Source organism: Mediterranea sp. An20 (genome assembly GCF_002160055.1).
GTDB lineage: Bacteria > Bacteroidota > Bacteroidia > Bacteroidales > Bacteroidaceae > Bacteroides > Bacteroides avicola.
In genome coordinates, this window is record NZ_NFJV01000001.1 from 105,653 (window position 1) to 120,169 (window position 14,517).

Annotated in this window: 11 protein-coding genes; 9 read left to right on the forward strand and 2 right to left on the reverse strand. The window is 56.7% G+C overall.

Annotated features, from left to right (window positions below; genetic code table 11):
• Positions 1–791: 791 nt before the first annotated feature.
• Positions 792–1,781, reverse strand: a complete 990-nt coding sequence (locus tag B5F34_RS00445) for a glycosyltransferase (RefSeq protein WP_087333903.1) — start codon at positions 1,779–1,781, stop codon at positions 792–794.
• A 201-nt stretch (positions 1,782–1,982) separates the two neighbouring features.
• Between B5F34_RS00445 and B5F34_RS00450 the strand changes: the two genes are divergently transcribed.
• From B5F34_RS00450 to B5F34_RS00490, 9 genes are all read left to right on the forward strand, one after another.
• Positions 1,983–3,779: a C10 family peptidase gene (locus B5F34_RS00450; RefSeq protein ID WP_162609262.1), complete on the forward strand. Its 1,797-nt coding sequence runs from the start codon at positions 1,983–1,985 to the stop codon at positions 3,777–3,779.
• A 252-nt stretch (positions 3,780–4,031) separates the two neighbouring features.
• Complete coding sequence (locus B5F34_RS00455) at positions 4,032–5,441, forward strand: BACON domain-containing protein (RefSeq protein ID WP_087333908.1); 1,410 nt, start codon at positions 4,032–4,034, stop codon at positions 5,439–5,441.
• A gap of 190 nt (positions 5,442–5,631) precedes the next feature.
• Entirely contained in the window at positions 5,632–6,318 is a 687-nt protein-coding gene (gene radC / locus B5F34_RS00460; RefSeq protein ID WP_087333910.1) for a DNA repair protein RadC, read from the forward strand.
• Between the two features lie 114 nt (positions 6,319–6,432).
• Positions 6,433–6,786 carry a hypothetical protein gene (locus B5F34_RS00465; RefSeq protein ID WP_087333913.1) on the forward strand — a complete coding sequence of 118 codons (354 nt, stop codon included), beginning with the start codon at positions 6,433–6,435 and terminating at the stop codon, positions 6,784–6,786.
• 231 nt (positions 6,787–7,017) lie between these two features.
• On the forward strand, positions 7,018–9,318 hold the full coding sequence (locus B5F34_RS00470) for a TonB-dependent receptor (protein ID WP_087333915.1): 2,301 nt from the start codon (positions 7,018–7,020) through the stop codon (positions 9,316–9,318).
• Positions 9,319–9,533: 215 nt separating this feature from the next.
• Entirely contained in the window at positions 9,534–9,845 is a 312-nt protein-coding gene (locus tag B5F34_RS00475; protein ID WP_087333917.1) for an iron-sulfur cluster assembly protein, read from the forward strand.
• A 37-nt stretch (positions 9,846–9,882) separates the two neighbouring features.
• Positions 9,883–10,977 carry a TlpA disulfide reductase family protein gene (locus B5F34_RS00480; protein WP_087333918.1) on the forward strand — a complete coding sequence of 365 codons (1,095 nt, stop codon included), beginning with the start codon at positions 9,883–9,885 and terminating at the stop codon, positions 10,975–10,977.
• Between the two features lie 15 nt (positions 10,978–10,992).
• Positions 10,993–12,132: a TlpA disulfide reductase family protein gene (locus B5F34_RS00485; RefSeq protein WP_087334271.1), complete on the forward strand. Its 1,140-nt coding sequence runs from the start codon at positions 10,993–10,995 to the stop codon at positions 12,130–12,132.
• Positions 12,133–12,144: 12 nt separating this feature from the next.
• Complete coding sequence (locus tag B5F34_RS00490; protein WP_087333920.1) at positions 12,145–12,909, forward strand: UDP-2,3-diacylglucosamine diphosphatase; 765 nt, start codon at positions 12,145–12,147, stop codon at positions 12,907–12,909.
• A gap of 114 nt (positions 12,910–13,023) precedes the next feature.
• On the opposite strand, the gene B5F34_RS00495 is transcribed toward B5F34_RS00490, so the two are convergent.
• Complete coding sequence (locus B5F34_RS00495) at positions 13,024–14,424, reverse strand: alkaline phosphatase (protein ID WP_087333922.1); 1,401 nt, start codon at positions 14,422–14,424, stop codon at positions 13,024–13,026.
• Positions 14,425–14,517: the final 93 nt, after the last annotated feature.

Below are 14,517 nucleotides of genomic sequence, written 5' to 3' on the forward strand. Positions count from 1 at the left end.
TGTACTCATTTTTTTAAATCAGAAATCAATCATTAGTAATTTAACAATGGGAATCCACCATTTTTAACCTATTTAAACAGAGAAGCAATTATATATGTATCGGTTTTGACAAAAATATCCGATAGAAACTGCATATATATAAGAAGCCTACTCCTTATAGACAAGAAGCGGGCTCCTTATAGACAAGAAGCATAACTGTGACTTTGAGCGGCGTAACTGTGACTTTGAGCAGCGTAACTGTGACTTTGGGAAAGCCTAAGATGCGAAGAAAGTGTGAAAGCAGTGGGAGTCCACCCCGCCAGTCCCCCGCCAGGCTATCCGAAAACCTCTCAGCTGCTATCATTCTGTCATGGCGAGCGAAGTCGAGCCATCCCACTAAATCTACAGGAACGTGTCTTGAGATCCCTCGACTGCGCGAGATGACAGAATGATAGTGTCGGAAGAGTTCTCGGAAATCTCCCGCACAAGAAAAGAAACTCTTGCCCCGCACACCCGGCAACCTCAAAGAGGTTGAACAATGCTTGAGAGAGTGTATCAAAATAGAGAGTACCTATCATTTTGTCTAAGGGAGCGTAGCCGATGAATCTCAAGATGGGTTGAGTGAGATGTTTCGACTTCGCTCCGCTCCGCTCAACATGACAGACTATACCTTCATGAAATAGTCAAAAGAGGTTCTGAGCGAAGCTAATAACAGTTGTTTGTCATTTCGGCACTCCCTCCTTTATATATTATAATGTGTATGCCCCGATGGGCACCGATGACGGCTGCAGGCAGGCGACACCCGCAGCCGGTCACTTATAGAAAGTCTGCTTGAACGCCTCGAACTCTTCCTTGCCGCACACGCAGCGCCTCCACCAGGCACGCCAGAACCCCGTGCCGTAGCCGATGAGTTGCACGTAGGCGGCAACCACAGCCAGTACCCCGATGTGCAGGCTGCGGTTCTGCACCGCCGCATCGAGGCATACCAGCAGGGCGTAGAGCAGCAGGGGCAAGGGAGCGTAGGGGCAGACGAGGGTGCCGAGCAGCAGCAGGGCGGTGCCCAAGGTGAACAGGCCCGGCAGCAGGTGTACCAGCTTCAGCGAGTCGGGGTATTTCTTGTAGAGGTTGATGCGGGCAATGCCGGAATTGTGCACCTGCCTGAAAAACTTGCGGAAGTCCGTGCGCCGCTTGTGCCACACCCAGGCTTCGGGAAACAGCCGGCAACGGTAGCCCCCGCCGAAGATGCGGATGCTGAAGTCGATGTCTTCGCCGAAGCGCATGGCCGAGAATCCGCCCAGGGCGTGGTAGACTTCGCGCCGCACGCCCATGTTGAAACTGCGCGGATAGAAGCGGTCCATCTTCTTGCGTCCGCCGCGGATGCCCCCGGTGGTGAAGAACGAAGTCATGGAGTAGTTGATGGCTTTCTGCAGGGGCGTGAACGAGGGATGGGCGCGGTCCGGTCCTCCGAAGGCGTCGCACGGCTCGCGCCGCAGTTCGCTGTCGACCGCCTCCACATAGCCGGGCGGCACGATGACGTCGGAGTCGAGGATGAGCAGATAATCGCCCTGCGCCCGCCCGGCGGCATAGTTGCGGGTCTGTCCGGGACCGGAATTGGGTTTCTCGAAATAGTGCACGTCCAGCCTGTCGGCATACTTGCTGACCACCTCGGCGCAGGGGGTGGTGGAGCCGTCGTCGACCACGATGACCTCGAAACCGGCCGTGGTCTGTGCGGCGAGGCTTTGCAACAGTTCGTCCACTTCGTCGGGACGGTTGTAGACGGGAATAAGGAATGAATACTTCATAAGGATGTTTACGTATGGCTTCGCCGGACAAAGATACTCGTTTCGGGGTGTATTTGCGGCATGGGAATATATTTTTTTGTATTCCGACACAAAAAGAAAGGCAGAATAGTTGGAGGCGTAAGAATTATGCATATATTTGCAGATTATTTGTTAACCGGTCCTGCATCCGCATGCATGACTATTTTAAACCCAGTTCATCTTATGAGATACGTTCTTTTCTTGTGGCTATTCCTACTGTCCGGACTGGCCTTTGCGGGAAACATCAGCGAGCAGGAAGCCCGCCGGGTGGCCGCCGCTTTCCTGCAGACATCCCCCCAAACCCGAGTTGGCGCGTCGTCCCTCCAATTGGTGTTCGACAGCGAAAGTATCCTGACCCGCTCCGACGGTTCGGCTCCCGCCTATTACGTCTTCGACAACACGGCGGGCAGCGGCTTCGTCATCGTGGCGGGCGACGACCTGGTGCGCCCGGTCCTGGGCTATTCGTTCAGCGAAGAATTCCCGCAAGGCACCCTGCCACCCAACCTGCGCGACTGGCTCGACAACGTGCGCCGCGAAGTCAACGACCTGCGCCGCAGCGGTGCAACGGCCGAAGAAACCGTCACACGGGCCTGGACCGACACCCGCGCCGGGAATGTTGTGGTAGAACTGCAGACGGCCGACTGGAACCAGGAGGCACCCTACAACCAGCTCTGCCCGGTGATTAACGGCCAGAAAACCTACACCGGATGCACCGCCACGGCACTTGCCATCGCCATGCGCTACCACCAGTGGCCGGCAAGCGGCAAAGGCGTACTGCCTGCCTACACGTCGGCCTCCACGCAGACAGCCATCCCTTCGCAACGACTGGGACATGCCTACGACTGGGCAAACATGCCGCTGACGTACGGCACCGGCTATTCGGACACCGAAGCAAAAGCCGTGGCTACGCTCATGCGCGACTGCGCCCTGATGCTGCAATCGGACTTCGGCGTCATCGGCAGCGACGGCACCGCCGCCTATGCCGGCAACATACCCACCGGACTGATTACGTTTATGGGCTACGACAAGGCCATGCGCTACGTCGAACGGGGATATTATACGATGGATGAATGGATTGCCCTGATGAAAGGCGAACTGGACAACGACCGCCCCGTCATCTACACGGGCTATAACTCCAATGCCGGACATGCCTTCGTATTAGACGGCTACACCACCGACAACTACTTCTCTGTCAACTGGGGATGGAGCGGCCGGTTCAACGGCTATTTCCTGCTCACGGCCATGGAACCGGACGGACAGGGAGCCGGAGGTTCGGGCAGCTACAACGACGGACAGGGAGCCGTTATCGGCATGCAACGCGATGCAGGTGGAGTAGCCGAGGACATCGTGCTGTTTGTCTCCTACGAAGATGCCAACGGCACGAAATACAACGGCCTGACACTCGACGGGACCATCGCGCAGAATGAACCGTTTACCGTCCGCGCGGGACTGATTACCAACCGCGGCGTGATGAACATCACCCCCACGGTGAAACTGGCTGTGACCGACAGAAACGGACAGGAAGTGGAAACACTGGGCAACCCGGTAGTCTCTCCCGAACTGCAACCGGCTTACGGATTCTCGTTCGAACAGCAGTGTGTCATCACACAACCCATCCGCAGCGGCTACCGCATCCGCGCCTTCTACCGCACCGACCAGATGGCAGACTGGGCGCTGATACGCGGCAACGAAGAGACCGACACGGCGTGGGAAATCATCCTGGCAGAAGAAAGCATCGAAGAAAGCACCTCCTTCACCTACAATAGGTACGAACGGGTCATCCGCCTGCAGGTAGATACGGACGTCAGCGTGACCCTGACCGGAGCCGACGGCACCGACCGGAGCAGTCTGTGCAGCCGCAGCGGACAGACGGTTTCCATCGACACCTCACAGCTGGAGGCCGGCACCCACACGATTGTGCTGAAAAAAGGGAACGTGGAGAAGCGACTGCAGTTTACCACAGGGGCTGCCAACCGCTAACCGCCTCCCAATGAAGTGATACTAAACACAAAGACACGGAGGCACAGAGTTTTTTGTTTTCTTGTACACGGCTCACAGAGCTAATTTTCTTTCTTTCGTATGCGGCGAAGCCGCGGACTCTGTGCCCTCCCGTCATTTCTCTGACAGACAGCTACGGAACTTTGTGTCTCTGTGTCTCTGTGTTGAATATAAATTAAATCTAATTGATTACTTAAATTTGATTGATTACTTACGATTTATAAGATTACGACAATGAAGAAATATGGTTACTTACTGATAGGATTCCTGTTGTTGGCATGGACAGCCTGTTCGGACGACAACAAAGAACCGGGTGCGCAGACTCCCGTGATTACCCTCGATAGCGAAGAAGGAGAACAACTGCTGTTTGAGAACACCGGTGGAAGCCGGAACCTGAATTTCAGCACCAACGTCGCCTGGACAGCCAGAGCCGACCAGGAATGGTGCAGCGTATCGCCCGCCTCGGGCCAGGCTGGCAACCATTCGCTGACAGTCACGATAGAAGGAAACGATACGCCCAACGAACGCAATGCCGCCATCATCTTGCAGGCAGGCACGACCACGAAGCGCATCGTGGTCGTGCAAAAACAGAAAGATGCCCTCACGGTGACGTCGGGCAAGATAGAGGTGGCAAAGGCCGGTGGAGAGATTGCCGTCGAAGTGCAGGCCAACGTCGCGTTCGACTACGAAGTGGAAGAAGCCGCCTCGGACTGGATAGTGCCGGTGCAGACCAAAGCCCTGGAGACAACCACCCTACGCTTCACCGTGAAACCCAATGAGACGGAAGAGAAACGCGAAGGCAAGATTCTGCTGAGCAGCGGCACACTGAGCGAGACGGTCACCGTCTACCAGAGCGGTATCGTGCCGGAGATAGTGCTGACGAAGAACGAATATACGGTGGGCAGCGACGGCGAAGAAATCGTCATCGAACTGCAGAGCAACATCGACTATGAAATGCGGCTGCCCGACGTGACGTGGATTACCCAAGCCGACACCCGCGCCCTGTCGACCTACACGCACCGCCTGACAGTGGCACCCAACGATGGCTACGACCTGCGCACCGCCGAGATTCACTTCGTCAACGAAGCAGAGAAAATCGACGAGGTGGTGACCGTCACCCAAGTGCAGAGAGATGCCATCTTAGTGGCGAAAGAGACCTACGAGGTAAGCCCTGCCGGCGGCAACCTGAACTTCAGCGTGAACACCAACGTGACGTTTGAGGTGAGCGTTTCTGCCGACTGGCTCAGGCAGGCTACCGGCACCCGCGCCCTCCAGGAAGTGCCGCTGAGCTTTGTGGTCGATGCCAACGAAGCACTCGAACCGCGCGAAGCCCTCATCACACTGACTTCCGACGGGCTGAAGCAGACCATCCGCGTAGTGCAGAGCGGCGTACAGCAGGCGGGAACCGTGGTCATCGTACATACCAATACGGTCTTTACCGCCCCCACCCTGACCGGACCCTCCCTGGGCACGGCACGCATCAACTGGGGCGACGGCACCGAAGAGGACTATGCCGCCGGAATCTCACATACGTATGAAGACGGCGGGACGCAGCACGCCGTGTCCATCGAGTCGGAAGGCGCGGAAGAAATCAGCCTGCCCGACCTGGTGGGCGTGTCGTCCATCGACCTGAGTGATTTCTGATAAACCGCAGCCACTCCGACACAGAAAGCCGGAGGCACAGAGAAGAGGAATGATACAAGCCGCTTGCGGCAGACCTCCCCTGTGCCTCCGCCGCCGTTTCCCTGCCGCAACCGCCGGAAGCGGAAGACCCGTGCGGCCCTGTGTGCAGTAGAATCCACCCAACAACCTCTGCTTAACCGACCCGCTCCCCATGAGCAAACTGAACATCAACCAATGGGCGGAAGAAGACCGCCCCCGCGAGAAAATGATGCAGAAAGGCGCCGAAGCGCTGAGCGATGCCGAACTGCTGGCCATCCTCATCGGCTCGGGCAATACGGAAGAAAGCGCCGTGGCACTGATGCAGCGCGTGCTGGCTGCCGCCGGCAACAACCTGCACAACTTAGGCAAATGGCAGGTGCAGGACTTTGCCCGCTTCAAAGGCATGGGACCCGCCAAGAGCATCGCCGTGATGGCTGCCCTCGAACTGGGCAAGCGACGCACCTTACAGCAACGGCCCGAACGCGCCGGCATCCGCTCGTCGAAAGACATTTATGATTTGTTCTATCCCCTCCTGGGCGACCTGCCCACCGAAGAATTCTGGGTGCTGCTGCTCAACCCGGCAGGACGTGTCATCGACAAGGTGCGCATCAGCCGAGGGGGCATCGACCAGACAACCGCCGACGTGCGGACCATCTTGCGCGAGGCCCTCCTGCAACATGCCACCCAACTCGCCTTGGTGCACAACCACCCGTCGGGCAACGCACAGCCCAGCCTCGACGACATCAAGCTGACGCAGAACGTGCAGCAGGCTGCCCGCCTGATGAACATACGCGTGCTGGACCATCTGATAGTGACCGACGGCGCCTGGTATAGCTTCAACGACGAAGGAAGGCTGTAACCGCTTCGCACCGCATGCCTCATACTGCCTCTCCGGGAAGTTAATCGGCGCAATCCGGCAGATATTCCACAGATTTCTCGTATCTTTGCGGCTCATAACGTAAGGAACGCGGGAATGCAACAGTTGAAAAAAGGTAAGACAAGGATCAAAGCCCTGTGCCTGCTGGTACTTTTCGCTGTGTATCAGGCAGGATACACGGCATTCCTGCACGTACACTATGTAGACGGCGTTCCGGTGGTGCACTCGCACCCATTTCACCAGACCCACGGACACACACACTCCTCCTACCTGGCTATCGGCCATGCAGAGCCTCTGACTTCCCCGACCGGCGGAGAAGCGGTTTGCCCGTCGCCGCTCTTGGTGTTGCTGACCGTGTTGTACTGTGCCCCGCTGGCGCGGCTTGCTGTCCGCAGACCGTGGGGACGCCTTACGCTCAGAGCCCCTCCCACATCTTTCTTCATCCGTTAAACATGCTGTCTGTGCCCGGCAGTGGCACTGTCGTGCGACGGTGTTCCTGCACGAGGACGGAAAGGGTGTGCCCTGTCGGCATGTTTTTCCACCCTGCATGGGCGATGCGCCTCCCCGCATGACGGACGGCAATCGCCCCAAGAGACGCTTTGCGTTCTGAGGAAGAGACTTCAGGACGCAGCAGATGGACTTTGCGCCATCAATTACCAACCATTAAAACGAATCATCAAGATGAAGAAATATCTACTGGCGCTATGCGTGGCACTCGCCGCCTGCATGGCATACGCGGGAGAGACGAAACCCGTGAAAGAAGGCAACATGATTTCCGGCCATGTCATCGTGAAGGGCACGGAAGAAAACATACCCTATGCCACAGTGCTCATTGTGGGCACGGGACAGGGCACGGTAACGAACGAAGAAGGGCAGTTCTCCCTGACCGGACTGCCGGAAGGTACGTACAGACTGCGTGTCTCGTTCGTGGGATACAAGACGCAAGAGAAGGAAGTGAGCGTACACAAGGACTATACCGCCGTGGTGCATTTCCTGATGGAGGAAGAAAGCTTCCTGACGGACGAAGTGGTGGTGTCCGCCAACCGCAACGAGGTAAACCGCAAGGATGCCCCCGTGGTGGTGAACGTGATGAGTGCCAAGCTGTTTGAAACGGTGAACTCCACCGACCTCGCCAAGTCGCTCAACTTCCAGTCGGGACTGCGCGTGGAGAATAACTGCCAGAACTGCGGCTTCCCGCAGGTGCGCATCAACGGACTGGAAGGGCCTTATTCGCAGATACTCATCAACAGCCGGCCCGTCATCAGCGCATTGGGCGGAGTGTATGGGCTCGAACAGATACCTGTCAACATGATAGAGCGTGTCGAGGTGGTGCGCGGAGGAGGTTCCGCCCTGTTCGGGGCCAATGCCGTGGGAGGCACCATCAACATCATCACGAAAGACCCCGTCAGCAACTCGTTCCAAGTGTCGGGCACCTTCTCCAACATGGACGGACAGTCGTGGGAGCAGTACATGGGTGCCAACGTATCGCTCGTGGCCAAGGACAACTCGTATGGCATCGCCCTGTACGAAAGCTACCGCAACCGCAATCCGTACGACCGCGACGGCGACGGATTCTCGGAACTGGGCAAGCTGAACATGAACACCTTCGGACTCCGGGCGTATTACCGCCCCACCCTTTTCAGCCGCATCAGCCTGGAATATCACACCACGAACGAATTCCGGCGGGGAGGCAACAAATTCGACCTGCAACCCCACGAGACCGACATCACCGAGCAGACCAAGCACGTCATCAACAGCGGTGGACTGAGCTACGACCTGTTCTGGAGAGAATACAAACACAAGGTGTCGCTCTATGCCTCCGTGCAGCACACCGACCGCAACAGCTACTACGGCGCGCAGCGCAACATGAACGCCTACGGCGCGACCGACGACCTGACGGCAGTGGCGGGCGGCATGTATGTGGGCAACATGGACAACTGCTTCTTTGCCCCTGCCACCTTTACGGGCGGACTGGAATACCAGCACAACTCCCTGCACGACATCATGACCGGATACCACCGCGACATGAAACAAAAGGTACGCATAGCCAGCGCATTCGTGCAGAATGAGTGGAAGATGGAACAACTGACGCTCCTTGCCGGACTGCGCCTGGACAAACACAACCTGATAGAAAAACTCATCGTCAGCCCCCGCGTGAACCTGCTCTATAAACCGGCAGACAACTTGCAGGCACGCCTGACATACTCCACGGGATTCCGCGCCCCACAAGCCTACGACGAAGACCTGCACGTAACGGCCGTGGGCGGCGAGGGCGTGCAAATCAGACTGGCCGACGGACTGCGCGAGGAACGCTCCAACAGCTACAGCGGTTCGGTGGACTGGACCACCTGCTTCGGACATTGGCAGGCCAACGTGTTGGTGGAAGGCTTCTACACCGACCTGCGCCACGTGTTCGTGCTGGAAGACATAGGCTACAACGAACTGGGCGACGTCATCAAAGAACGCCGAAACGGCAACGGAGCACGGGTGTACGGGGCCAACATCGACGCCCGGATAGCACACGGCAAGGAAGCTCAACTGCAACTGGGCTTCACCGCGCAACGCAGCCGCTATACGCATGCGGAGGCATGGACGCAGGTAGACGGCGTGGACCTCACCACCAAACGCATGCCCCGCACACCGGACTACTACGGCTACTTCACCTTCTCGTCTGCCCCGCTGAAGAACTTCGACTTCTCGCTGTCGGGCACCTACACCGGACGGATGATTGTGCCCCACTATGCAGGCTATATAAAGGCCGACCGCATGGAACACACACCGCAGTTTTTCGACATGGGGGTGAAGCTGAACTATACCTTCGTGCTGCACGACCACATCAAGCTACAGCTGAACACGGGCGTGCAGAACCTGTTCAACAGTTTCCAGAAAGACCTGGACCGGGGGGAGTTTCGCGACTCAGGCTATTTCTACGGGCCTACCCAACCGCGCACCTTCTTCGTCGGGTTTAAAATAACGAACTGACATACTGCATCTTACAACCTCCGTACTCGGAACATATCCGGAGCGTGCTTCCAACCGCGTGGAAGCACGCTCCGACTGTATATGCACCCCGCCTCCGACAGCACGGGCACCCCAAAAGAGGGGCATGCCGCATTTGTGGAGAAAAGCCGCCCGGCATTTTGTCATTTCAATGAATTTATTTAGTTTTGCCCGTCGAACCCTTAACCATCTGCGATATGACCAAATTTGAAATAGAAGAGAAAATCGTGGCCATGCTGAAGACAGTCTACGACCCCGAAATCCCCGTGGATGTCTACAACCTCGGCCTCATCTACAAAATAGACGTGACGGACGATTTCGACATCAGCGTAGACATGACGCTGACCGCCCCCAACTGCCCCGCGGCAGAATTCATCATGGAAGACGTGCGGCAGAAACTGGAGTCCATCGAAGGCGTGAAGTCCGCCACCGTCAACCTCGTGTTCGAACCGGAATGGGACAAGGACATGATGAGCGAAGAAGCCAAACTGGAGCTGGGATTCCTCTGAGAACAAACAGAATAAACACTTATCTCCCAAACAAGGTATGAAAAAGAATCTACTTACCATGCTGGCGGGAACAGCCTTGCTCTGCGCCTGCCAACCGGCTACGCAAAGCACCGGAAGCATCGACATCGAACTGGACGAGATGAAGGGCGATACCCTGATTGTCGGCTCTTACCTCATCTCGGACCTCAATCAGAACAACCTGAAGGCAGACACCGTGCTGCCCGGCCAGACAACGTACACCTATACGGCCGAAACAGACAGCTGTGTCTATAAGGTGTTCGTGGTGTCTGCCGGAGAGAGCGGCAAAGGCATCGTCCTCGCCCTCCTTCCCGGCGAACAGATAAAACTGACAGGCAGCCTGAATGACTGGCAAGTGACCGGCAGCCCGTTGAACGCCACTTACGCATCGATACAAAAAGCCTGCCTGCCCTATATAGAAAAGATGGATTCGCTGGAAGAAATCATGACCAATGACATCTACCGGAACGAATACTTACCCACCTGGCACCAAATGGACAGCCTGCAAGCCGACTACGTCCGGCAGCATCCGGACGACGACCTGTCGCTGTTCATACTCGAAGAAATCCTGGGGAAATGGATTGATGAGCTCTATCCGACCCTGACCGAACGGGTGAAAAACGGCCCGTTCGCCCCCATCGCTCAAGCCTTTGAAAAAGGCTTCCAAAGAAGAAAGATATTCGAAGCGAACAAAAAGAAAATCGTGGAAGGCGCCGAAGCCCCCGACTTCACGCTGAACGACCTGCAGGGCAAGCCCTTCACCCTCTCGTCCCTGCGCGGCAAATACGTGGTGATGGACTTCTGGGCAAGCTGGTGCGGCGCGTGCATCCAGGAAATGCCCGACATGAAGAAGTATTACAAGAAATATAAAGACAAGATGCAGATTGTAGGCATCGCCTGCAACGACAAGGAAAAAGACTGGAAAGCCGCCGTCGGGAAGCACGAAATACCCTGGCTGCACGTGCGCAGCACCGACGACTCAGACGTCAGCCTGCTCTATGCCATACAGGCTTATCCCACCAAGATTGTCGTAGACCCCGAAGGCAAGATAGCGAAGATTTTCGTAGGCGAAGGACCGGCACTCTACGAATACTTAGACAAATTGTTTCATTAAAACCCATACATGCAAATGAAGAAGAACGTATTTACACTGCTGGCAGGCACCGCGCTGCTCTGCGCCTGCCAGCCGGCACAGAAAGAAACGACCATCAGCGGCACGCTGACGGGAATCGAAAGCGACACGCTGCTGGTAATCAACGCACCGATGCCCACCGCTTCCAACGAGAATACCCAAAGCAAGACGGACACCGTTGCCATGCAGGACGGCAAGTTCACGCTGACACTGGCATGCGACTCCCTGCCCGTACAGGCCGTCATCTTTGCCAAGCCTTCCGGCAACAAGGCCCTGAACATGGCACAGAACATCCGAATCGTGGCTTTCCCCGGCGATGCGCTGACGGTGAACGGCTCGGTGGATGACTATGTAGTGGAAGGAAGCGACTTCTATGCCACGCTCAACGAAGCACAAAAGACGTGGCAACCCGCCCAGGATTCCCTCATGGCCATCTTCGAAAAATATAAGGGAATAGACCCCGAAGACCTGCCCGAAGGCACCAACCCCACCGAAGAGATACAGGAAGCAGGCAAACGCCTGACGGCCCTATACGTGGACTACATCCGCCAGCATCCGGACGAAGATGTTTCCGTCTACCTGGCTGCCCAGACCGGCACGTACATGGAAGAAGCCTTGGGGCTCCTGAGCGACAAAGCCAAGAACGGCATCCTGGGCGGATTCTACCAATACATGGACGCAATGATGCAGAAAGAAAAAGCCCTCGAAGAGGCTGAAGCCAAAATCAAGGAAGGAGCCGAAGCACCCGACTTCACGCTGAACGACCTGCAAGGCAAACCTCTCGCCCTCAGCTCGCTGCGCGGCAAATATGTCGTGCTGGACTTCTGGGGAAGCTGGTGCGGCTGGTGCATCAAGGGAATACCCGACATGAAGAAATACTACGAGAAGTATAAAGGCAAGATGGAAATCCTCGGCATTGACTGCCGCGACACCGAAGAGAAATGGAAGGCCGCCGTCGAAAAGCATGAACTGCCCTGGCTGCATGTGCGTAACGAAGGCAACCCCGATGTCAGCATACTCTATGCCATACAGGGCTATCCCACCAAGATTGTCGTAGACCCCGAAGGCAAGATTGCTAAAATCGTAGTAGGCGAAGACCCGGCATTCTACGAATATCTGGACGAACTGTTTAAATAATCTCCTACGCTTATGAAGAACGTTTACTTCCTCTCCGATGCCCACTTAGGCTCGCTCGCCATCCCCCACGGACGGACGCAGGAACGCCGGCTGGTCCGCTTCCTGGACAGCATCAAGCACAAGGCTGCGGCCGTCTACCTGCTGGGCGACATGTTCGACTTCTGGTACGAATTCAAGACCGTCGTGCCCAAAGGCTACACGCGCTTCCTGGGCAAACTGTCCGAGCTGACGGACCTCGGCGTGGAAGTGCACTTCTTCATCGGCAACCACGACATCTGGTGCGGCGATTACCTGGAGAAGGAGTGCGGCGTCATCCTGCACCGTGAACCGCTGACTACCGAAATCTACGGCAAGGAGTTCTACCTGGCACACGGCGACGGACTGGGCGACCCGGATGCGGGATTCAAGCTGCTGCGACTCTTGTTCCACAGCCGCACGATGCAGCGGCTCTTTTCCACCCTGCACCCCCGATGGAGCGTGGCGCTGGGCCTCAACTGGGCCAAACACAGCCGCATGAAACGGGTGGACGGCAAGGACCCGGACTACTTAGGCGAAGACAAGGAGCCGCTGGTGCTCTATACCAAGAACTACCTGAAGACGCACCCCGACATCAACTTCTTCATCTACGGGCACCGCCACATCGAACTGGACCTGATGCTGAACGCTACGGCGCGCGTGGTCATCCTGGGCGACTGGATAAACTTCTTCTCTTACGCCGTGTTCGATGGCGAGCACCTCTTCTTAGAGAACTATATCGAAGGGGAAACGCAACTGTAAGGCTGCTATTTCTCCACACATAAATTACGCGGGTTACGCCTGCGGGCTCCTGTCGGAGGAGACCCCAAGAAGGCGTAATCCGCGTAATTGGCTTTTTAAGAAGGCTGGCGCACCTTATTTATAGCCGGCAGCCTTGGCGATGCGCTTGGGGATGTCCGTATTGTCCATCTTGCCGTAGAAGGCTTTCGAACCGGCACCGATGGCAAAGACAGGCACGTACTCGTCGGTATGGTCGGCCGAGGTCCAACCTACCAGCGACAACTGGCTCATCACCCGGCAGGCGGCAGCAGCCAGCGGCTCCGTCTTGGCATACATGCTTTCGGCAAACTCCACATGGTTGCGCACGAAAGATTCTTCGTAGATATCACGCAGGAGTTTCTCTTGCTCCCAGCTGATGGGAAGCTCTTCCCAGAAACCCATCTTGTCGGCCAACAGCGCCTTGACCTCTTCCCACGAAGCCTTGTGGTCGGCTGCCTTGCGCAGGTCGGTGATGGCACGCGACAGCATCTCCTGCGAGTGCTCCTGGTTGGCCAGCGACTTCAGCGACAGCGTGTAGCCTTCGTAGCCCATGCCCAAGCCGCCCGTCTCATGGTCGGCCGTGATGACGATGAGCGTTTCTTTGGGATGCTTCTTATAGAACTCATAGGCCACCTTGACAGCCTCGTCGAGGTCCAGCACCTCTTTGACCACCGTGCCCACGTCGTTGTTATGGCAAGCCCAGTCGATTTTTCCACCTTCCACCATGAGGAAGAAGCCCTTCTTATTGTCCTTCATCAGGAAATCGACGGCACTTTCGGTGATTTGCTTCAGCGTCAGGTCGCCTTCCCGGCGGTCTACGGCGTAGGGCAGGCAGGAAGGGTCGGCGCCTTCTTCCTGGATGAGCACCATCTTGTCGGCTTCGTCACACTTCTCTTTATATTCCTCCACGCCGCGCGCCAGTGTATAGCCCGCCTTTTCGATTTGCGGGAAGATGCTCGGCGCCTCCTTGCCGTCGAAGGTGGTAGAGGGTTTCAGGAAGCCTCCCCCGGCGTAGAAGTCGAAGTCCGCCTTGAGCATGTCCTGCGCAATCTCGTAGTACATGTTGCGGTCCGGCTGATGGGCATAGAAAGAAGCAGGCGTGGCGTGGTCCACGCTGACGCTGGTCGTGACGCCTACCTTCTTGCCGGCCCTCTTGGCCTGTTCGGCCACGCTGGTCAGCACATTCTTGTCGACATCCACTCCGATGGCCCCGTTGTAGGTTTTCGAGCCCGTGGCCAGTGCCGTGCCTCCAGCGGCAGAGTCGGTGATGGAGTTGGTGGCCGAGTAGGTAGTGGCCATGCCAGCCACAGGGAACGAAGCAAACGTCAGCGGCTGTATGCCGATGCGTCCCTCCCGCTCGCCCAGATACATTTCGGTGGTGTTCACCTGGTTCAGGCCCATGCCGTCGCCAATGAAGAAGAACACATACTTGGCCTGCTGCGCGTGTGCGGCCACGGCGAGCAGAACAAAGAGCAAAAGATACGTTAATCGTCTCATAAAAAATTTATTTTAATTGATGAATTCATTCCAAGGGAAGCAGGGCAGTCCGCTCCTGCGGCAAGAGAAGGGCAGCGTGCCAAGGCACCTCCG